Below are 19,902 nucleotides of genomic sequence, written 5' to 3'. Positions count from 1 at the left end.
GGGGACGTGTACACCGCCAGAGCCCAGCGGGCGCGCGAAGCCGCGGCCGTAGCATCGCCTCTCAGACAGGGCGGGCCGGTCCGGGGGCTGCTGGCCGCCTCCCACGCTGCCCCGTCGATCGCCGTCACCGTCGTGATCACCGCACTGGCCGCCACCTCGGGGCGGAGCGTGGCGGGAAGCGCACTGGTGGCCTCGGCGGTGCTCACCGGGCAGCTGTCCGTGGGCTGGTGCAACGACCGTGTCGATCTGAGCCGGGATCTCGCCACCGGCCGGAGCGACAAGCCGCTCGTGACCGGCGCGGCGCACCCGCGGACCGTGGCCGTCGCCGCCGGGTGCGCGCTCGCGCTGTGCGTCCCACTGTCGCTGGCGAACGGCCTCGCAGCCGGTACGGCCCACCTGGTCGGGGTCGCTGCGGCCTGGTCGTACAACCTGGGCATCAAGCGCACGGTGCTCTCCTGGCTGCCCTACGCCGTGGCCTTCGGGCTGCTCCCCGCCTTCGTCACCCTCGCATCGCCCGGCCACCCCCGGCCCGCGGGATGGGCAGTGGCGGCCGGCGCACTGCTCGGTATGGGCGCCCACGTCACCAACGTCCTGCCTGACATCGACGGGGATCTGCGGACAGGCGTTCGCGGCCTGCCTCAGCGCCTCGGGCCGCTACGCGCGAGGTTCCTGGCCGCTGGCTTGCTGCTCGCCGGGGCGGTCGTTCTTATCCTGGGACCGAGCGAGCGGATTGGCACCGTTGGCTGGGTCTCCCTCGCCGTCACCGGCGCGCTGGCGCTTGCCGTCGCGTTGCCGACCGGCTCCGATCCGCACAGCCGGCTGCCCTTCCTGGCCACCCTCGCCCTGGCTGCCCTCGACGTCGCCCTGCTCCTGCTGCGCGGCGCCGCTCTCACCTGACAAGGTGCGCACGCGGCGGTCACGTGACCGATCCGGCCCGGGGTGCGGTGACCGCGGCTACTCCCAGGCTGATCGCTGCGGCCTCGTGCACCACCCTGGCCGCGCAGAGCAGGAGGAGGACCACATACAGCTGGAGCAGAGCGACCTCGGTGGTCGTGGAGTTCGAGGACGGCCGGCGGCGAGCACCTTTGCGACGAACCGGAGTCCCACGGTATCCCTGTGCGACCGACCGGGATGACCGATGCGATCGGCCGACGGGATGACCGCCAGGACACCGGCGGACGGGGTCGCTCAGGTCTCCTCCGGGTCCGCGTCGGCCGAGGGAAGCCCGTGTGGTTCCTCAAGGACGCTCCAGGCGACCGGGCCGAGCAGATCGGCCAGCCGCTGGAAGACATCGATGAGCATGTCGTCCACGGTCAGGATGCCCACGATCCGGTGACCGTCGAGGACGGGCAGGCGTCGGAACCCGGACGTACGGAAGGTCCGGTAGACCACATGGATGTCGTCGGTGACGCTCACCGTGATCACGGGCGAGGTCATCACCGCGTCCACCCGCTCGTCCGCGTCCAGGCCTCGGGCGAGAGCGCGCACCGCGAGGTCCCGATCGGTGACGATGCCACGGAGTGTGCCGCCCTCTGTGACGAGCACGGAGCCGACCTCGTACTCGGCCATCTCCCGGGCGACCTGCCCGACGAGCGTCTCCGTCGGGACGGACACAGCCGGACGGCTCATCGACTCGGAGACCTTCATCCGCCGGCCTACAGCCCTTCGGAGAGCAGGAGCTCATGGGCCAGCCGGGCCCCGCGGGCCGCCTGTTTCTCCCTGTCGGGGTCCTCCGAGGGAATCTCCGTCAGGCCGTCGGCCAGTGCTCTGACGGCCTGAGCCAGTACCTGCACCTGGGCCTCCAGGACGCGCAGTCTCTCGTGCTCGCTCGGGGCGTTGTCCTCGGTCACGACAGGTTTCCCTTCCTTGCGGGTGACGAATTCTTGCGCGAGGGGGAGAGGGCGCTCGTCCGGATCGGGACGAGGGCGGCGCAAGACCGGAGGTCCGGTGCCGTACGGGCGTCAGCGTCCGTGTCATGGCGGTCTCGTACGACGCCGGGATGGACGTACACGCGGGCGTCGGCACCTGACCGCTGAACCACACCGCTCTCCTCTCCGAGAAGTACCCCATGGCGTCCTGTCGCGCATGCGGGCTGCCACGACGTGGCACGCCTCTGGAACGCGGTGGGTCCGATGCCGCGTGCCGCCGCCCTCGTCGACGTCCTCCGTCCCCGGGAGCATCGGCGCCGGACGGGTGTGCGGCCGGCGCGGATGCCCGGCCGCACGGGGGCCGTGCTCTTTGGTCCGCTCGGGTGTCGCGAGGGAGACGAGGGGGACCGGACGGCGGTCGGGACCCGGGCGGACGCCATCGCCGGGCAGCTCTGGGCGCTTCCCGTCTCGCCGGGGATCACACGGCCTTGCGGTAGAGCCGGACGCCCAGTGGTGCGAATGCCAGGACGATGGCCGCGTCCCAGGCGAGCGCCTGCCAGACGGCATGTGCGGCCGGCCCTCCGAGAACCAGGATCCGGACGGCTTCGGCCGTCTGCGACACCGGCTGGTGTTGTGCGAAGGTCTGCAGCCATCCGGGCATGGTGCTGACCGGGACGAACGCCGCGGAGGCGAAGACCAGGGGGGCCAGCACGGGGAACGCGGCGGCCTGAGCGGATTCCGGGTCCCCCACCGCCATGCCGACCACCGCGAAGATCCAGGACATCGCGAAACCGAAGGCGAGCACCAGCACGATGCCGCCCAGAAGAGCCGGCACGCCCGCGTGAATGCGGAACCCGATGGCGAACCCCACCCCCGTCATCAGCGAGACCACGAAGACGTTGCGCACGAGGTCCGCGGTGGTGCGCCCCACGAGCACCGCCGACCGGGCCATCGGCAGCGACCGGAATCGCTCCATCAGACCGGTCTGCATGTCGGTGGCCAGGCCGATGGCCGTGTTCATCGCCCCGAAGACCGCCGTTTGCACGAAGATGCCCGGGATCAGGAAGTCGACGTAGCTGACTCCGTGAAGGGACGGGGTGACGACGCCGCCGAAGACGTACCGGAACATCAGCACGAAGACCAGCGGCTGGATGGTGGAGAACACCAGCAGTCGCGGTACGCGTCGCAGGGCGATCAGGTTCCGCCAGGCGACGGTCAGGCCGTCCTGGGCGGCCCGCGCGCATCGCGTCCCGAAGGGGACGAGCGGTGCGGGGCGCCGCGCGAGTTCGGTGGCCGAGCGGGTCATGGGCGTCCGCCGGTCAGCTGGAGGAACACGTCGTCGAGGCTGGCTTCCCGTACGGAGACGCTGTGGGGAACCAGGCCGTGCGCCTCGAGCAGTCGCAGCACGTCCAGCAGTTGGCGGGATCCGTCGGCTGAGGTCAGGCGGACCCGCGGTCCCTCGGCACGGGGTGAACCGGCGAAGTGTCCCCGCAGCAGTTCGACCGCCGACGTGGCGCGCGCCGCCTCCCCCATGGCGAACTCGATGACGGTGCCGCCCAGGCGCGCCTTGAGAAGGGCAGGGGTGTCGTCGGCGATCACCCTGCCTCGGTCGATGACGACCACCCGCTCCGCGAGGCGATCGGCCTCCTCCAGGTACTGCGTGGTCAGAAGGACGGTCGTTCCGTCATCGACGAGTTCACGGATCATGTCCCACAGGGCGTTGCGGCTGTGGGGATCGAGGCCCGTGGTGGGCTCGTCCAGGAAGAGGACCGGCGGGTCGGGGACGAGCGCGGCGGCGACGTCCAGACGTCGTCGCATACCGCCGGAATAGGTCCGCGCCGGGCGGTCGCCCGCGGTGGTGAGGTCGAACCGCTCCAGCAGCTCGGCCGCCCGCGCGCGGATTCGGGAATGCCGCAGGTGGGTGAGGAGTCCGATCATCCGCAGGTTCTCCCGGCCGGTGAGGTTCTTGTCCACCGCCGCGTACTGCCCGGCGAGCCCGATCAGGTCCCGCACGGCCGCCGCCTCGCCGACCACGTCGTGCCCGAGGACTTCCGCGTGGCCCGAGCTGGGGCGCAGGATCGTCGTCAGGATCCGGATCGCGGTGCTCTTGCCCGCGCCGTTGGGTCCCAGGAGGCCGAACACCGTACCGGGCCGGACATCGAAGTCCACTGATTCCAGTGCCGTCACCGTCCCGAATCGCTTGCCCAGACCGGTCACGCTGATCGCTGCCTGGTCCACCGGCTCACCTTCCGGCCTAGCGGAGAACCTGTCCCTTTCCATTCTCGCCCGGCGGCCCGCTGACGCCTACAGGGAGAGCCGGCCCTGGGCCGTCACCGTTGCCCCTCCGGGCTCGGAGGCTCGCGCACGACGCAGGCCACGGGCGTGGCGAGCAAGGCGCCGGCCAGCGGTCCCACAGCTGCCCGGGACGGCGTCATGTGCCACCGCGCGTCATGGCGGAGCCCGGAGCCGCCGGACGCCCGCGGACCGTACCGTATGCCGCCGCCGACTCCTCGGCGGCGGACGAGCGGGTACGGGGGCCGGGTGGGGCCGACACAGGCCCGGTCGGCCCTACCGTGCGGCGGGCCGAATGGGGCAGCCTCGCAGTGTGACCGGGCAAGCGGTCCCTTGCCAGACGCCGACCGAGGCGATGCTTCGTTCTCGCGACCGCCCGCCGCAGCGCATCCTCGGAGGGAGCGAGACATGACCATTCTGATCACCGTCGTGGTGATTCTGGTCGTCTTGGTGCTGATCACGATCGCGATGGCGATACGTGTCGTCCGGCAGTACGAGCGGGGCGTCCTGTTCCGGTTCGGCCGGCTGATCGGCACGCGCGAGCCCGGGCTGCGGTTCATCATCCCGTTCGTCGACGTCCTGCACCGGGTCTCGCTGCGCATCGTCACGATGCCCATCCAGTCCCAGGGCATCATCACCCAGGACAACGTCAGCGTCGATGTCTCGGCCGTGGCCTATTTCCGTGTGGTCGACGCGGTCAAGTCGGTCGTCGCGATCGAGAATGTGAACGCTGCGATCAACCAGATCGCCCAGACCACTCTTCGTAAGGTCGTCGGACAGCACACGCTGGACCAGACTCTTTCCGAGACGGACCGTATCAACCTGAACATCCGTCAGATGCTCGACGTGACCACCGTGGAGTGGGGTGTCGAAGTGACGCTGGTCGAGCTCAAGGACATCCAGCTGCCGGAGTCCATGAAGCGCGCGATGGCCAGGCAGGCCGAGGCCGAGCGGGAGAAGCGCGCCAAGATCATCAGCGCTGAGGGCGAGGCCCAGGCCGCTGCCGCTCTGGGTGACGCCTCCGACACGATGATGGATCACCCGATCGCCCTGCAACTCCGTAACCTGCAGAGCCTGATCGAGATCGGTGTGGACAAGAACACCACCGTGGTCTTCCCCGCACCGCTGATGAGCACCATCGGGGACCTCGGCGCCTTCCTCGCCCGCGAAGCGAACGCCGCCGCCACGGCGCCGCCCGCCCCCAAGGCCGTATCGGCATTCGACCTGGGCAAGCCGGCCGGCGTAGCGGCACCGGACGAGGCGACCGAAGCCAAGCGCTCCGCGTAGACCCGATCACGGAGTGACACGCGGCACGCGGTGCCCGACGGAGAGCCGAAGAGATTCTGGAGAAGACCGAACACGAGGAGTCCGTCCGCAGACGTCGACGTCCGCACCAGCGGGCGCGGCGGCCGTGGACCCGTCACACATCCGACGTTGGGAGAGCAGCATGCGGCCGACGTTCGTTCTGGGGCGGATCGCCGGAGTCCGGATCGGGGTCCACTGGAGCGTTCTGCTCATTTTCGCCGTGATCGCCTTCGGGCTCGCACGAGGCCGCCTCCCCGATACCCATCCGGGCCACGGCTGGCCGGTGTACTGGGCGGTCGGGATCCTGACCGCCGTGGTCTTCTTCGCTTCCCTGCTCGCGCACGAGCTGGCGCACGCGATCGTCGCCCGGCGTAACGGGGTCGAGGTGGACGACATCGTCCTGTGGCTGCTCGGCGGCGTGGCACGGCTCAAGTCGGAGGCGCCGAACCCGGGCGCGGAGCTGCGGATCGCGGGCGTCGGTCCCTTGGTCAGTCTCCTCCTCGGCGGGCTCTTCACGCTCGCCGCGTGGCTGCTCGACACGACGTCCGCGCCGGGGCTGGCGGTCGAGGCGCTGGCCTGGCTCGCGGCGATCAATATCCTGCTGGCGGTTTTCAACGTCGTTCCGGCCGCTCCGCTGGACGGCGGGCGTCTGCTGCGCGCCTTCCTGTGGTGGCGAACGGGGGACCGGCTCCGCGCGACCGCGGGGGCGACGTCGGCCGGCCGTGCCTTCGGCTGGTTCCTGATGGTGCTGGGACTGTTCCTGTTCGTGCGGGGAGACGTCTTCGGCGGGCTGTGGCTGGCGATGATCGGCTGGTTCCTGGTCGCCGCGGCCACCGTGGAGGGACAGCAGGCGCAGCTGCGTGCCGTTCTCTCGGGCATCCCGGTCCGGCAGGCCATGACACCGGATCCGGTCACGGTTCCCGCCGGTCTCACGGTGGCTGCCTTCCTGGCCGATCCGCGGTACCGGTATCGCCATTCGGCGTTCCCGGTGACCGGCGAGGGCGCCGCGCCCGTCGGCCTCATGACCCTGGACCTGGCCAAGAGGCAACCGGAGGAGCAGCGGCACGCCGTGACCGTGGAGCAGGTCATGATGCCGCTGGCGGAGGTCACGGTCGTCGAGGCGGACGATCCCCTGGCTGACCTGCTGCCACGTATGCAGCCGGGCGCCGAGCATCGCGTCCTGGTGCTCGACGAGGACGCGCTGGTCGGCATCGTCTCCGCGTCGGACGTCAGCCGCACCGTCACGTGGCTGATGAAGACCATTCCGCGCGGGCGCGGCGGCGGCCGGGGTACGTGATGCCCTACGTCGGCGTGCAGAGGTCCGGCGAACGCGTGCACTGTCCTGCCGATGGATCAGGAAACGCCGATCCTGCACGTGGGACGTCCGCCTCTACGTGTCCGGACTCATGCGACCCAGGAGGCGATCATGGAAGAGCCGCAGGCAGTCCGGGCTGATGCGGCGGTCGCCTGCGCGGCCCTCCAGAGAGGACTTCCCGGACCTACTTCTTCCGCTTCGTGCCGCCGCCTTCGCGGCGGGCCCCGGACACGGAGGCAGAACCATGGTATTCGTACGCATCCTGTACGCCTCCGAGCATCACTCCACGCAGGAGATCGCCTCGCGGATCGGCACTCGGCTGAGAACCCACGGTCACCATGTCGACGTGCGGGCGCTGGCCTCGGCCCTCGGCGGGCAGGGGCTTCCGAAGGCTGACGCGTTCGTCATGGGGAGCGCGGTTCATGACGGAGCCTGGCTGCCGAAGGCGGAAGCCGCCGTCCGGGCCGGCGCCGAGGGGTTGCGTGAGCAGCCGGTGTGGATGTTCAGCGTCGGGATGACCGCCGCCCTGCCCAGGCTCCTGCGCCTGCTGGCCGACCGCGCCGTGCAGCCGCGTGTCGCCGCGCTCGTCGACGTCGTCCGTCCCCGGGAGCATCGGCGCTTCTCGGGCGTGATCCGGCGCGAACACCTGGACCGCAAGGGGGCTGTGCTCTTCCGTCTGCTCGGCTGCCGTTACGGAGACCACCGGGACTGGGCGGCGGTCGAGGCATGGGCGGACGACATCGCAAGGCAGCTCACGGCTCTGCCCGCACGCGGCCCCGCAGACTGACGGCCTCCCACGGCCGACCGGCCCTCGCGGAGGGCAGGTCGGCCGGAACGGCGTTCGCCCGCTCACGCACCGCCTTCCGCGCGGGAGGCGAGTGCGGCGTCGCACCCTGGGGGATCAGGTAAGACTCCATGTCGTCGCCGGCTTCGCCTTGAGCCTGGCCGGGACGTCGATCTCGGACAGAATGCCGAAGCCTTGATCGGCCGGCTCACGACGGACGGGCTCCACGGTCACCTCGAAGGTTCCGCCGGTGCGGTCGTACGGCATGGTCTGGCGACGGTGCTCAGAAGAACCGGAGCTTCTTTGCCCAGCCGCCGCGAGACGAACAGCAGCGCGACGGCCGCCGCCGCCGCGAGGGTGGTGGTTGCTGGGGAAGGACCAGTCGCCCGGGGCCGGGCACGCCTCCAGGGCCGTCACATGGAGCGACTGGCAGGGGAGGGCTTCGCGCACGACCAGCTTCAGCCGGCTGCTGACGGCGAACGCCGCGACGGTGATCAACGGTACGGCGAGTGCCCGGGCGGCCCCCTCAGGCCCTGGTTGCGGGCCCGCCACCAGGCGAACAGGACCAGGCCGTACGCGGAGTGGCCGCTGATGAAGTGGTCGAGCCACGTCGGGGTGGCCTGCGCGGTGTGGACGACGTCGAGGTGGGCCGTCCCGTCGATGCCCGAGCAGTCGAAGGCCACCGGGCTCGCGTGGACGGTTGCTCCGGCGATCAGCTCGGGCATCGGGTGCTCCCTCTGGTCCGGCGGGCACGCCGGGAGCGGGCGAGCTCCAGGCCGACGGGGATCAGGGAGATGGCGACGGTCACGGCGATGATCGGCAGGAGTCAGTGGTCGATGTCCGGCACCGAAGCGCCGAGCGCGTATCCGGCAAGCACCAGCCCTACCGTCCACATCAGGCCACCGAGCACCTGCCATGTCGTGAAGGCGCGCGCCGGAAGGAGACTCTTCCTCACCCTCGCGTGACCCGTTCCGTCCCATCGGACAGAGAGAATCCCGTACGGCGGCACCACCCCGGAACACCCGTGGTGCCGCCGCACGCGATGCAGGTGGCGTAAGGCAGCACGCGATGGACGCATCCAGATCTGGTCCTACGCGGTGCGGCCCTCGGTCGCGAGCAGTCGACGCGTGGCACTCGCCGCGAAGTCGGACACGGCCGCCAGTTCGTCACCCTGGTCGATTCTGCGGATGCAGGCGTCGACGACGGCCTGGAGCACGGCGACGGTCAGCTCCGGCTGCGGATGGCCCAGCTCGCGGACAACCTCGGCGAGTGCCTCGTGCAGCGAGGTGTGCAGGTTCCTCACGCGCTCCCGCGCCGACGCGGAGAGCGAGCCTCGTGAGAGCGAGGCCCACCAACGGTGGGCGCCGCGCGCGGCCTGTTCGAGGTTGGCCCTGACGTAGGCGGCCGCCTGGTCCACGGGGGTGGTCTCGGCCGCGATGGCCCTCTCCACGGCGTCGACCCAGGCGGGGAACCCGCGGGTCACGACGAGTTCGAGCAGGTCGTCGATGGAGTCGAAGTAACGGTAGATGCTGTTGCGGGCGATGCCGGCCCGCGCGGCGACCGCGCCGGCGGTGAGGCCCTCGACGCCGGCCTCGTTCAGGATCGCCTCAGCCGCGTCGATCAGCTGAGCGAGCCGCTGGGCCCGGTGCTCGCGGACACTGTCGGCTTCGATTCTGGGCATTCTCTCCGCTCCGCCTCGGGCATTGCGCCGTCTCACCGCAATCTACCCCCTCGTCCGGGACGCCGCGGGAGCGCGTGTTAGCTTGGCGCCAACTTAGAGACACCCCTGTCTCTAAGTTCTGTCCGTGCTTCCGGCCGAGGGCTTCCTGATGCAACCGATGTACTTCCGCATGGTCCGATGTCTCCTGGGATCGAAGAGACGTGCCGCCGTCGTGGTGGCCTTCTGGGTTCTGATCGCGAGCCTTCTCGCCGGGGCTGCTCCCTCTCTCGAATCCGTCGAGGACAACGCCTCCGCCAACCTTCCACCCGCCGCTTCGGACTCCATGAAGGCCCGCGACCTCGTCCGCGCACAGCTTCCGGGCCAGGACGCGACGCCGGCGGTCATCGTGGTGCGCGGCGAGGGCGCCGACGCTGCGGCGAGCGCCAGGAACGCCGTCTCCCGGATCACCTCGGCCCTGTCGGAAACCGCCCGGCCCGACCAGGTGACGAGCGTGATCTCCACGGTCACCACTCCCGACGCCGCAGCCGAACTGGTCTCGCGGGACCGCGGCAGTCAGCTGGTCATCGTGCCCATCACCGGCAGTCCTTCGGACGAGTCGTTTCAGCACGCTGTCGACCGGGTGCGTTCCCTCGCGTCCGACCGTGCCGGGCCCACTGAAGTCGCCGTGACCGGCCCCGCCGGAATCGCCACCGACACCGTGAAGGTCTTCAGCGGCGGTGACAAGGTCATGCTTCTGGCCACCGTCCTGCTCGTTCTCGTCATCCTCCTGGCCATCTACCGCTCACCTCTGATGGCCCTCGTGCCCCTCCTCGCCGTCGGTGTGGCGATGCGGGTGTCGGAGACGACCGGCGCGCTCCTCGCGGACGCCGGAATCATCACGGTCAGCTCCCAAACGGCCTCGATCATGACCGTGCTACTGTTCGGAGTGGGCACGGACTACGCGCTGATCATCACCGCCCGCTACCGCGAGGCCCTCTTCGACGAGCCGAACCGCCCACGTGCCATGCAGACCGCCGTGCGGCGCACCGCCGAATCCGTCCTCGCCAGTGCGTCCACCATCGTGCTCGCCATGTTCGCCCTGCTCGTGGCCGTCTCCCCGGCGCTGCGCGGCTTCGGGCCGTACCTTGCCCTCGGCGTGGCTGCCATGGCTCTGGTGGCGTTCACCTTCGTTCCCGCGCTCATCCTCCTGCTGGGCGGAAGCGTCTTCTGGCCGGGGGGCGTGGACAAGGCCGCCGAACGCGGTCGCGGCGCGGGCGTCTGGCACCGCATCGCCGCTCTTGTCGCGCGGGCCCCGGTCCGGGTCGCCTCGGCCGTGGTCGCGCTGCTCGTGGTGATGAGCGCCGGCTTGCTGGGCTACCACGAGAGCTTCAACACCCTCAGCGGATTTCGCACCGCCACCGAGTCGGAGCGCGGGCAGCGGCTGATCCAGGAGGATTTCGGGCCCGGCGAGATCGCGCCCAGCACCGTCGTCGTCCGTTCCCAGGACGACCTGCGCTCCACCCCCGCGGCCGCTGCCATCGGCGCCGCGCTGGCAGAAGCCGACGGTGTCAGCCGGGTCGGAGAACGTCCCCGCTTCGGGGAGGACGGCAGAACCGTCTTCTACGAGGTCGTCCTCGACCTCGACCCGTACAGCTCGAAGGCGCTCGACGCGATCGGTCCGCTCAAGGAGGCCGCGCGGGCCGCGGCCGACGCGGCCGACGTGGAGGACACCACGGTGCTCATCGCTGGTGAAACGGCGCAGAACGCCGACATCCGCTCCGCCCTCGACCGCGACACGACGTTCATCGTGCTTCTGGTCCTGGCCGTCGTCACAGCGGTGCTCGTCCTCCTGCTGCGCTCGCTCCTCGCGCCGCTCTACCTGGTCGCGACGCTCATCCTGTCGTTCCTTGCCACCCTGGGCGCCACCACCTTCTTCACCCTGACCGTCCTCGGCGACGAAGGCATCGGCAACCGGGTCACCGCATACATCTTCGTGTTCCTCGTGGCACTGGGCATCGACTACAACATCTTCATCATGAGCCGGTTCAAGCAGGAACTGCGCACCCTGCCCCCGGCCAAGGCCATCAGCGCCGCCCTCACTCGCACCGGCGGCGTCGTCTCCTCGGCGGGCCTCATCCTCGCGGCGACATTCGCCGTCCTGATGACCCAACCGATCCGCGAACTCTTCCAGTTCGGCTTCGCCATGGCCTTCGGCATCCTGCTGGACACCTTCCTCATCCGGCCACTCCTGGTTCCCGCCCTCGTCCACCTCTTCGGCGACCACGCCCTGTGGCCCGCACGCCCCACACATCCCAGGACGCCTGCCACACCCGCCGAGCCCGCTGCCACACCGGCCGCGGGCCCGCGTCCCACTCCTTCTCGCTAGCGGAGCACCCGCATACAGCCCCCGGCGCCGCACCGGCGCCGGGCAGCTCTGGCCGACTCCGCCTCTTCGCGGGTTGTTGTCGATGCGTGTCAGATCGGCGAGCAAGCCGGTGTCCAGCGGGTGCCGGTCTGCTGCACCCACGGAACGGCGTGCTCGCCGTAGTCGCGACAGGGACTGGCTAGTCCGGGAAGTGGTCCAGCTGTTCCAGGGCGTCGTGCAGTGCGGCCCTGGTGGTGATGCCCAGCTTGGGGAAGAGCTGGTAGAGATGGGTCGAGACGGTCCGTGGTGACAGTCGGAGCTTCTCTCCGATCTGCTTGTTGGTCAGGCCGGTTGCCGCCAGGCGGGCGATCTCCCGCTGCTGCGGTGTCAAAGTGGACCCTCCGGGCGGGGGCACGGGGGTGCCGCAGGCGCGGAGCTCTTTGCGGGCCCGGTCCGCCCACGGGTGGGCGCCAAGCCGTTCGAATGCTTCTGCGGCGGCGCTCAGGTGCGTGCGGGCCCGGGCCGGCGCCTTGCTGCGGCGGAGTCGCTCGCCGAGGTACAGGTGAATGCGGGCGTTGTCGAAGGGCCAGCGTCCGGCACCGTCGACGGCCAGGGCCGCGCTCAGGCCCCGTACGGCCTCGTCGTCGTGCTCTGCCGCCATGGCGGCCGAGGCGAGCAGCACCATGTTCAGCCGTGGTGACACCGCTTCGAGGTGGGCGGCGCGGGCCGCCCTCACGTGTTCGGCGGCCTTCGCGCGGCGGCCCGTGTGGACCTCCGCCTCCACCTGGTCGAGGATCGTCCACACCGCGTGCCCGGCGAAGGGCGCGAATGCTCCGGCCGGTGTGACCTTGCCGGCGTGGCGGTGGGCCTGTTCGAAGTCGCCTTGTGACAGGGCGATCAGGGTGCGGGCATGGGCGGCGTAGCAACTGACGGCATGGCCGCGGCGGGAGCCGGCCCACTGGTCCATCTGATCGGCGAGGGCGCGGGCAGCCGCGTACTCGCCGCAGGCCGCGTGTACGCAGGCCAGCACGAACTTGCCGGTCCAGGAACGCAGCGGATAGTCGAGTTCCTCGCACCAGCGCAGTCCCTGCTGGGCCACCTGCCGCAGCTCCGGCCACTGGCCGGTGAACCAGGCATGGCTGCTCCACAGGAACGAAGCCTGGATGGCGGGGAAGATGTTCTGCCCGCTCAGGCCGCCGCGGGCCGTGAGCCGCAGCGGCTCCTCCATCTCGCCGAGGCGGTCCGCGTAAGCGCCGGCCGTAGCGATCCGTACGATCCGCACCGGATCCGACGTGCCGGGAAGGGCGCGGATGGCGGCGTCGAGCCGTTCCCAGTCGGTGGGGCGGGCACGGGCGGGGTCGGCGAAGGTGGACCGCAGCAGTTCCAGGGTGTCCGGCACCGCAGCGCATTTCGCCAGCGCCCTGTCGAAGTCCGTCCACAGCTCGCGTCGACCGCCGTGGACGCACACCATCAACAGGGTGGACACCGCTTCGTACAGGGTGGCGTCGGTGAGATCGTACGGTTCGGGCTGCAGGGCGATAGCGCCGGACAGCAGACGGTGGGCCGTGTCGATGTCCCCGTAGCTGTTGAGCAGGTACATGGCCGCGGCCACCGCGACCGCCGGGGACTCCGCGCCGGGGGCGGCCTGGCGGGCGTCTTCGAGCAGTCTCGGTACGTCGCCGACATCGCCGGTGAGGTTCGCGCCCATGTACGCCGCCTTGGCCAGCCGCCGGGCGTACGAGGTCGCGTCCGGGCTGAGTTCGGCGGCGCGTACCAGTGCTGACACCGCATTCGGGCCGTCACCTCGACGGGCGCTGATGTCGGCGACCTCTTCGAGCAGGGCGGCGATCCGTTCGTCGGGTCCCTCAGCTGCCTGCGCCAGGTGCCAGGCCCGCTGCTCGGGGACTGCCGTCCAGGCTTCCGCGAGTGCACGGTGGACGTTGCGACGTTGTGCGCTGGTCGACAGCTCCACCACAGCGGAACGTATGAGCGAGTGACGGAAGCTCAATCGGCCGGTCGAGTCGTCGATTCGGACGAGTTGCGTGTGCTCGGCCGGAGCCAGGTGCTTCAGGCTGCACCGCCCGGACACCGCGCGGCGCACGACGAGCATGTTCCCGCTGCCCTCCAGCGCGGCGACGAGGAGCAGGTGCCGCGTGGCCGGCGGCAGGGCGCTGATGCGGGAGGCGAACGTCGACTGGAGCCGCCGGGTCAGCGGGATGTGGCTCGGCAGGGCCCGGACAGTGATCCGCTGGGACTCCGTGAGCGCTGTGGGAAGTTCCAGCAGGGCCAGGGGATTTCCCTCGGCTTCGGCGATCAGACGCCGCCGGACCCGTGTGGCGAGTGCCGGGAAGCGGCGGCGGAGCAGTTCGTCGGAGGCGGTCTCGCTGAGCGGACCCAGTTCGTGCAGGGGAAGCCCGCTGTGGTCGAAGAAGCTCTCCTCTCCCAGTCTGACCGTGCACAGAAACCCCGTGCCAGTATTCGGGAGACGCCGTGCCACATGCCCTAGGACGACGGAACTCGGCCGGTCCAGCCACTGCGCGTCGTCCAGCACAAGGAGGGTGGGGGCGTCACGGGAGAGTCCCGCCACCAGCGACACCACAGCTTCGGTGACGACGTCGTGGCCGGGTGCCGCGCACCGCTCGGAGCCGAGAACTCCGGCGAGGTCAGGCATCCGCATCGCTGTGGAGTGGACCTCGGCCAACGAGGCCAACAACTGCCGAAGCGCGCCGTAACCGGCCTGCGCCCGGTACTGCACGCCGACGGTTTGCAGCACCCTCATTCCCGCGGCTTCGGCTTGCCGTACGACAGCGGTCAGAAGTGCCGTCTTCCCGACACCGGGGTCTCCGACCAGAGCCAGCGATCCGCCGTGGAGCGGGACGCCCGCCAGGAAGGAGCCGAACCGTTCCATGTCGGCTTCCCGGCCGATCAGGGAGCCGTCCGCATCTCCGCGGGGCCGGTCGGTCACGTTCGCCCCCTACCGCGCCCGGAGAGGGCCGCACGACGTGTCGATCGGGCCTACGTCACATGACGGAAGCGGCAATGTCCGCCCGGATTCTACCGTTCTCGACGTGACTTCGTCCGCCCGGCGGACCACGTCGTGCAGGGGAGAGGAAGTGTGCTCCATTTCTGGACGCCACGGTTTCGGAGAAGTGCTGCGCGGTCATCGACGCGCTGCACGACTGACGTTGGAACAGCTGGCCGGCATGTCGGGGGTCAGTGCCCGGGCGCTCTCGGACATGGAGCGCGGGCGGAGCAAGGGGCCCCAGCAGAGGACCGTGGCCGCCGTGGCGGACGCACTCGTGCTGACGGGGAACGCCTGGGAGCAGTTCGCCGAACTGGCTCGTGAAGGCCGGGTACGCGACCGCCGGACGCGCCCGAGCGGGTTGGGCGAACTGCCACGATCGCTACCGGACTTCACCGGCCGAACAGCCGAGATGGTGTGGCTGAGCGAACTCGTGTACGACGAGAGTTCGCCGGGTGTCGGACTGGTGGGACTGATCACCGGCTCAGCGGGGCTGGGCAAGACCGCCCTTGCGATCCGTGCTGCCCATGCCGTCCGGCCGAGCTTTCCTGACGGAGTGCTCTTCCTCGATCTGTGCGGCATGTCCCGGCAGCCGCTGCCCGCCGGCGACGCGCTGCGGTCGCTCCTTCGTGCCCTGGGTGCCCCTGAGCGGCAGGTCCCGGACGACGTGCCGGGGCGCGCCTCCCTGTACCGGTCGCTGCTGCGCGACAAACGGGTGCTGGTCGTCCTCGACAATGCCGCGTCGGAGGAGCAGGTGCGTCCGCTGCTGCCGGGAGGGGGCGCGGGCCGGGCCCTGATCACCACCCGACGGTTGCTCGCCGGTCTGGAAGGCGTACGCAGGCTTGCCCTCGGACCCCTGGCGATGCCGGAGTCCACCGCACTGCTGACCGGGATCCTGGGCGGACGTGCCGCATCCGACGGGGAACCGGCCCTCACGCGGCTGGCCGAGCTGTGCGGCGGTCTGCCGCTTGCCCTGCGGATCATCGGAAACAGGCTGGTCAGCCGGCCCGGATGGGACGCCGCCGAGCTTGCCGAACGGTTGGTGGACGAGGAGAGCAGGCTGCATCAGTTCAAGGCGGGGGACCTCAAGATCGCCCAGGCGTTCCGGATGTCGTACGAGCAACTCGCCGATTCGTCCCGGCGGATGTTCCGGCGGCTGGCCGCAGTACCGGGAGAGGGCTTCGACGCCGCCCTGGCCGCAGCCGCCTCCGGGGTGTCGATCGAGGACGCCTGGGAGGCACTCGACGAGCTCGTCGACCTCGGCCTGCTCCACGACGGTGCCGCGGGCCGCTACCGCTTCCACGACCTGGTCCGCCTGTTCGCCCGCGACCGGCTCCATGAGGACGAGGACGCGGCCGAGCGGGAGGCGGTGACGGGGAGGGTGACGTCGTGGCTGCTGCGGACGGCCTCGCTGTCCGGCCGGCCGTCCCGGCGCGGTCAGGGCCGTCCCGCCTCTGATGCCGTCGTACCGTGCTCTGCGGTGACTCCCGCTGCTTTCGGCGACCTGACGCGGCGGGCGCCCCGTAGCAGCCCTCCGGCCCGGTCCTTTCGGTGCAGCCCAGCTCGCCGGCGGCCGATCGAGGCACGCGATCGACACGGATCGCCGGGATTCCGGGCGTACTTCTGCGTGCTGTTCTGCATGGCCTTTCCTCCTCCCCGCGACTTGGCTCGGGTGCACCGGGACAGACGGAATGGTCTGTCCCTCCGACTCAGGAGCGATCATGGCAACCATCAGGAACATCGTGCTCGTGCACGGTGGCTTCGTGGACGGATCGGGATGGCAGGGGGTCTACGACCACCTGACCGCCGACGGCTACCGGGTGGCCGTCGTGCAGAACCCGACCCTGACGCTGGCCGGCGACGTCGCCGCCACCCACCAGGTCCTCGACGCCCTCGACGGGCCGGCCGTGCTGGTCGGCCACTCCTATGGCGGTGTCGTCATCACCGAGGCCGGCACCCACGCGAACGTCGCGGCGCTCGCCTACATCGCCGCGTTCGCCCCGGACGAGGGCGAGTCCGTGAGTTCCCTGATCGCCGACCCGCCGCCCGGGGCGCCGGTCCCGCCGATCCTGCCGCCTCAGGACGGATTCCTGTTCCTGGACCGGGACCGCTTCGCGGCATCCTTCGCCGCCGACGTGCCCGAGAACGTGGCGGCGTTCATGGCCGACTCCCAGGTCCCCTGGGGCGTCGACGCCTTGGGCGGCACGGTCTCCGAGCCGGCCTGGCAGACCAAGCCGTCCTGGTACCTGGTCGCCACGGACGACCGCATGATCCCGCCACCCGCCCAGCGCGCCATGTCCGAGCGGGCGAAGGCCACGGTCACCGAGACCCCCGGCAGCCACGCCGTCTACGTGTCTCGCCCCGCCGTGGTGGCGGCTGCCATCGCCCAGGCCACCCGGGGAGTCAACGGCCAGGCCTAGGGCCTGTCGTCGAACTCCCGTCGTCGCCCGAGAGGCGGCCCCGCGGCGTCGTCGAGGTGCCGGGGGCGTCCCACGTCCCCATGATCAGCCACCCGGGCATCACCGACCGGCTCATCGAAGACGCCGCCGAGGCCACCGGCTGTGCCTTCTTCGACCGGATCCGGTCCGCAGGATCGGGCCGGATCACGGGCACCACGGAAGACCGCGGTCACGGTCGTACATACCCGGGTGCCTCGTACCACCGCAGACGAAAGGCAGGAGCAACCGATGAGGGTCAGCATCGTGGGCGGGGGGGATCGCAGGGCTGACCTGCGCCCTGAGCCTGCACGCCGCGGGCTTCCGGCCTCGGGTGAACGAGGCGGCACGGTCGATCGAGGCGGTCGGTGTGGGGATCAACCTGCTGCCCCACGCCGTCCGGGAACTCACCGAACTCGGCTTGGCCGAGGAACTGGCCGCGGTCGCCTTGCCCCCGCACCGCCTCAGTTACCGCGATCGGGCGGGCGATCCGGTGTGGGAGGAACCGCTCGGACTCGCGGCCGGCTACCACTGGCCGCAGTACTCCGTCCACCGCGGCCGCCTGCACCTGATGCTGCTGGCAGCTGTTCACGAGCGCCTGGGGCCGGACTTCCTTCGCACCGGCCGGCTGTTCCGGTGCTTCGAGCAGACGGCGGACGGCGTCCGGGCCCACTTCGTGGACCGCACCAGCGGCGGGCCGATCAGGGAGGATGCCGACGTGCTGATCGGCGCCGACGGGATCGACTCCGCCGTCCGCGCCCAGCTCTACCCGGACGAGGGCCCCTCTCACTGGAACGGCGTCCACATGTGGCGCGGAATCGCGCGGTACCCGCACGTCCTCGACGGCCGTTCGATCGTGGTGGCCGGAGGCACCCCCGGAGCGAAGTTCGTCGCCTACCCGATCGAGGACCCGGCCGTCGAAGGCGGCGACGCCTTGCTGAACTGGGTCCTGGAAGTACGGCGCGAGCGGTCGGCCGCGCCGCTGGATCGCACGAACCGCCGCATCACGCCGGCGGAGGCCCGCGTCGGCGTGACGGAATGGAACCTGCCGTGGGTTGACCTGGAGACGCTGGTCGAGCGCTCCTCGGCGGTGTTCGAGTACCCCATGCTCGACCGCGACCCGCTACCGAGCTGGAGTTCCGGGCGCGTCACCCTGCTTGGCGATGCTGCCCACCCGATGTTCCCGATGGGCATGAACGGCGGATCGCAGTCCATCGTCGACGCCCGAGTCCTGGCCTGGTACCTGGCGCGGGAAGGCGACCCGGCGGCGGCGCTCCGCCGCTACGACCGCATGCGGCGAGACACCGTGAACGCGGTCGTGCTGGCCAACCGGGACCTGGGACCGGAAGCGATCATCGCGCGAGCCGCGGAGCACGGCGAGCCCCTGCCTGTCGGCCAGGCGGAGTCGATCGTGAACCGCTACAAGGACCTGGCCCAGGCCATGGTGGCGCAGGTCAATACTCACCCGACGTGGACGGTCCCCGGTGATGCCGCAGACCTGATGCGGTGAGGGCCGCGCAAGAGGCCGAGCGGGCTTGACCGCGAGAGCCGCTGGGGGAGTGGGACCGCGTCAATCGGGGTGAGGCGCCTCTTTCCATATCCTTGGAAGAAGCCCGGCTTCTTCGGCGAGTACGAGACCAGCAGGTTCTTGGTCCACTGGTGGTACACGCCTCGCATGGCCGCTGGCCAGCGGAAACGGCCACGATTCGGCCAAGCTGCAGGCGGCTGGTCCGCGTATGGCCCGGATCTTGGTCGGCACGGAGAGGACCTCTGGCCGATGGCCCGAGGCGGCGGCGAGTTGGCACACAAGCGAGGGGCGGGCCGACAGGTCGCCACGGCGCATGCCGCGATCCAACGCGCCACGAGAGAGAAAGTCGCCGGGGCTCCGCCATGCCCGAACACCGAAATCGCGTCGGTCACCCGACAGTTGCCCCTCAACGACGCCTCATCACCGCAACCGAAACGGCGAGGCTAGTAGTCCTTCGTTAGGTTCTTCGTCTGGTTCGGTTGCGGGGCAGGGGTCGGCCGGCAGGTGGTGCAGGTGCCGGTCCAGCACCGCAGCAGGTCGTGGAGGGTGTCGAGGACCTGGTAGAGGGTCAGGCCGGAGTGTGGGCTTCGGGGTCGAGCCGTCGCAGGGTGACGGGGAGTTTCCGGCGGCAGGTTCGATATCCAGAAGCCGGTCGGAATCTCCTGGTCAGCAGGCCACTCGACCAGCACGGTGGAAACGGGCAGGACACCGTCCCACTGGTTGCGTGCGCCGCCTGCCGCCTGCCGCCTGCCGCCTGCCGCCTGCCGCCTGCCGCCTGCCGCCTGCCGCCTGCCGCCTGCCGCCTGCCGCCTGCCGCCTGCCGCCTGCCGCCTGCCGCCTGCCGCCTGCCGCCTGCCGCCTGCCGCCTGCCGCCTGGGCGGCGGCCAGTTACTGCCTGCCCGCCGCGCGCAGGGCCAGGACCGCGAACCGTGAGGTCATCGTGCCTTTGCTGCCCTGCCGCCAAGCCACCTCGGCGAAGTGGCCCGCGGCAGCGGCCTCGGCCGCGTGGACGGAAAGTGCTCGCGGTGCCGTCCGGGACCCCGGCCCGGCGACAACGGCCCGGTTCATCCGTCCACTCCCGAGGCAGGTACAACTCCCGGTCCAGCGGCACGAAGCGGTGTCGGTGGCGGCGTGGACGCTGACCGCGACCTGACAGTTCGCCCGCTTCCCAAGCGCGGCCGTGCAGCTTTGGCCGATCGGGCGGCGTACCGCGATACGGAACGCCGTCGGCGGTGTCGCCGCGCAGCGAGTACGGGCGCCGTGCGGCCGGAAGGCAGTGTCACGTCGATGGGGCAGCCAGGGTGCCAGGCAGACGGGCACCTCGGCCT

At 70.7% G+C, this 19,902-nt stretch carries 15 protein-coding genes and 2 pseudogenes; 8 read left to right on the top strand and 9 right to left on the bottom strand.

All coding sequences use genetic code 11. From position 1 onward, the window contains the following. Positions 1 to 6: 6 nt before the first annotated feature. Positions 7 to 897, top strand: a complete 891-nt coding sequence (locus V4Y03_RS31770) for a UbiA family prenyltransferase (RefSeq protein WP_332437468.1) — start codon at positions 7 to 9, stop codon at positions 895 to 897. Positions 898 to 1,188: 291 nt separating this feature from the next. Here the strand turns inward: V4Y03_RS31770 and V4Y03_RS31765 are convergent, their stop codons facing one another. The 4 genes from V4Y03_RS31765 to V4Y03_RS31750 form a co-directional block, all read right to left on the bottom strand. Next, positions 1,189 to 1,629, bottom strand: a complete 441-nt coding sequence (locus V4Y03_RS31765; RefSeq protein ID WP_332437467.1) for a CBS domain-containing protein — start codon at positions 1,627 to 1,629, stop codon at positions 1,189 to 1,191. Between the two features lie 26 nt (positions 1,630 to 1,655). Further along, a complete protein-coding gene (locus V4Y03_RS31760) occupies positions 1,656 to 1,850 on the bottom strand; it encodes a hypothetical protein (protein ID WP_332437466.1) in 195 nt (64 codons plus the stop codon). A 496-nt stretch (positions 1,851 to 2,346) separates the two neighbouring features. Next, positions 2,347 to 3,174, bottom strand: coding sequence for an ABC transporter permease (locus V4Y03_RS31755; protein WP_332437465.1), 828 nt, complete (start codon positions 3,172 to 3,174; stop codon positions 2,347 to 2,349). Further along, on the bottom strand, positions 3,171 to 4,106 hold the full coding sequence (locus tag V4Y03_RS31750; RefSeq protein WP_317873112.1) for an ATP-binding cassette domain-containing protein: 936 nt from the start codon (positions 4,104 to 4,106) through the stop codon (positions 3,171 to 3,173). The genes V4Y03_RS31755 and V4Y03_RS31750 overlap by 4 nt, the downstream gene beginning before the upstream one ends. Before the next feature lie 462 nt (positions 4,107 to 4,568). Between V4Y03_RS31750 and V4Y03_RS31745 the strand changes: the two genes are divergently transcribed. The 3 genes from V4Y03_RS31745 to V4Y03_RS31735 all read left to right on the top strand — a co-directional run bounded on the left by V4Y03_RS31745 (position 4,569) and on the right by V4Y03_RS31735 (position 7,567). Beyond that, entirely contained in the window at positions 4,569 to 5,447 is an 879-nt protein-coding gene (locus V4Y03_RS31745) for a slipin family protein (RefSeq protein WP_317873111.1), read from the top strand. A 160-nt stretch (positions 5,448 to 5,607) separates the two neighbouring features. Beyond that, positions 5,608 to 6,762 (top strand): site-2 protease family protein, encoded by a 1,155-nt coding sequence (locus V4Y03_RS31740; protein ID WP_332437464.1) that lies wholly within the window; start codon positions 5,608 to 5,610, stop codon positions 6,760 to 6,762. 262 nt (positions 6,763 to 7,024) lie between these two features. After that, complete coding sequence (locus V4Y03_RS31735) at positions 7,025 to 7,567, top strand: flavodoxin domain-containing protein (RefSeq protein ID WP_332437463.1); 543 nt, start codon at positions 7,025 to 7,027, stop codon at positions 7,565 to 7,567. A 114-nt stretch (positions 7,568 to 7,681) separates the two neighbouring features. On the opposite strand, the gene V4Y03_RS34005 is transcribed toward V4Y03_RS31735, so the two are convergent. The 4 genes and pseudogenes from V4Y03_RS34005 to V4Y03_RS31720 all read right to left on the bottom strand — a co-directional run bounded on the left by V4Y03_RS34005 (position 7,682) and on the right by V4Y03_RS31720 (position 9,245). Then, on the bottom strand, positions 7,682 to 8,062 hold the full coding sequence (locus V4Y03_RS34005) for a hypothetical protein (protein ID WP_443079906.1): 381 nt from the start codon (positions 8,060 to 8,062) through the stop codon (positions 7,682 to 7,684). After that, positions 8,059 to 8,289, bottom strand: a complete 231-nt coding sequence (locus tag V4Y03_RS34000; RefSeq protein WP_443079905.1) for a hypothetical protein — start codon at positions 8,287 to 8,289, stop codon at positions 8,059 to 8,061. Before V4Y03_RS34000 ends, V4Y03_RS34005 begins: the two co-directional genes overlap by 4 nt. Further along, positions 8,277 to 8,504 (bottom strand): annotated as a pseudogene (locus V4Y03_RS31725) (DedA family protein); the annotation flags it as partial. The gene V4Y03_RS34000 and the pseudogene V4Y03_RS31725, both read right to left, overlap by 13 nt. Positions 8,505 to 8,654: 150 nt before the next feature. Then, positions 8,655 to 9,245, bottom strand: a complete 591-nt coding sequence (locus V4Y03_RS31720) for a TetR/AcrR family transcriptional regulator (RefSeq protein ID WP_317873108.1) — start codon at positions 9,243 to 9,245, stop codon at positions 8,655 to 8,657. Between the two features lie 124 nt (positions 9,246 to 9,369). On the opposite strand from V4Y03_RS31720, the gene V4Y03_RS31715 reads away from it, so the two are divergent. Continuing rightward, complete coding sequence (locus V4Y03_RS31715; protein WP_332437462.1) at positions 9,370 to 11,610, top strand: MMPL family transporter; 2,241 nt, start codon at positions 9,370 to 9,372, stop codon at positions 11,608 to 11,610. 178 nt (positions 11,611 to 11,788) lie between these two features. Here V4Y03_RS31715 and V4Y03_RS31710 read toward each other — a convergent pair whose 3' ends face one another. After that, positions 11,789 to 14,554 (bottom strand): helix-turn-helix transcriptional regulator, encoded by a 2,766-nt coding sequence (locus V4Y03_RS31710; RefSeq protein WP_332437461.1) that lies wholly within the window; start codon positions 14,552 to 14,554, stop codon positions 11,789 to 11,791. Here V4Y03_RS31710 and V4Y03_RS33995 point away from each other — a divergent pair. The 3 genes and pseudogenes from V4Y03_RS33995 to V4Y03_RS31695 form a co-directional block, all read left to right on the top strand. Then, a pseudogene (locus tag V4Y03_RS33995) lies at positions 14,496 to 15,560 on the top strand (helix-turn-helix domain-containing protein); the annotation flags it as partial. The gene V4Y03_RS31710 and the pseudogene V4Y03_RS33995 sit on opposite strands and share 59 nt — an antisense overlap. Before the next feature lie 772 nt (positions 15,561 to 16,332). Then, the gene (locus V4Y03_RS31700; RefSeq protein WP_332437459.1) at positions 16,333 to 17,031 is read left to right on the top strand and encodes an alpha/beta fold hydrolase; all 699 of its coding nucleotides are present in this window, start codon (positions 16,333 to 16,335) and stop codon (positions 17,029 to 17,031) included. Between the two features lie 349 nt (positions 17,032 to 17,380). Continuing rightward, positions 17,381 to 18,556 (top strand): FAD-dependent monooxygenase, encoded by a 1,176-nt coding sequence (locus V4Y03_RS31695; RefSeq protein ID WP_332437458.1) that lies wholly within the window; start codon positions 17,381 to 17,383, stop codon positions 18,554 to 18,556. The last annotated feature ends 1,346 nt before the right edge of the window (positions 18,557 to 19,902 follow it).

It is taken from the genome of Streptomyces sp. P9-A4 (genome assembly GCF_036634195.1).
GTDB lineage: Bacteria > Actinomycetota > Actinomycetes > Streptomycetales > Streptomycetaceae > Streptomyces.
This window is presented reverse-complemented; position numbering and strand designations above follow the sequence as displayed.

What these genes read in the sequence shown, in the direction of transcription:
- V4Y03_RS31720 (WP_317873108.1), bottom strand. Translation starts at nt 9,245, where the DNA reads ATGCCCAGAATCGAAGCCGACAGTGTCCGCGAGCACCGGGCCCAGCGG.
- V4Y03_RS31745 (WP_317873111.1), top strand. Translation starts at nt 4,569, where the DNA reads ATGACCATTCTGATCACCGTCGTGGTGATTCTGGTCGTCTTGGTGCTG.
- V4Y03_RS31740 (WP_332437464.1), top strand. Translation starts at nt 5,608, where the DNA reads ATGCGGCCGACGTTCGTTCTGGGGCGGATCGCCGGAGTCCGGATCGGG.
- V4Y03_RS31735 (WP_332437463.1), top strand. Translation starts at nt 7,025, where the DNA reads ATGGTATTCGTACGCATCCTGTACGCCTCCGAGCATCACTCCACGCAG.
- V4Y03_RS31755 (WP_332437465.1), bottom strand. Translation starts at nt 3,174, where the DNA reads ATGACCCGCTCGGCCACCGAACTCGCGCGGCGCCCCGCACCGCTCGTC.
- V4Y03_RS34000 (WP_443079905.1), bottom strand. Translation starts at nt 8,289, where the DNA reads ATGCCCGAGCTGATCGCCGGAGCAACCGTCCACGCGAGCCCGGTGGCC.
- V4Y03_RS31700 (WP_332437459.1), top strand. Translation starts at nt 16,333, where the DNA reads ATGGCAACCATCAGGAACATCGTGCTCGTGCACGGTGGCTTCGTGGAC.
- V4Y03_RS31765 (WP_332437467.1), bottom strand. Translation starts at nt 1,629, where the DNA reads ATGAGCCGTCCGGCTGTGTCCGTCCCGACGGAGACGCTCGTCGGGCAG.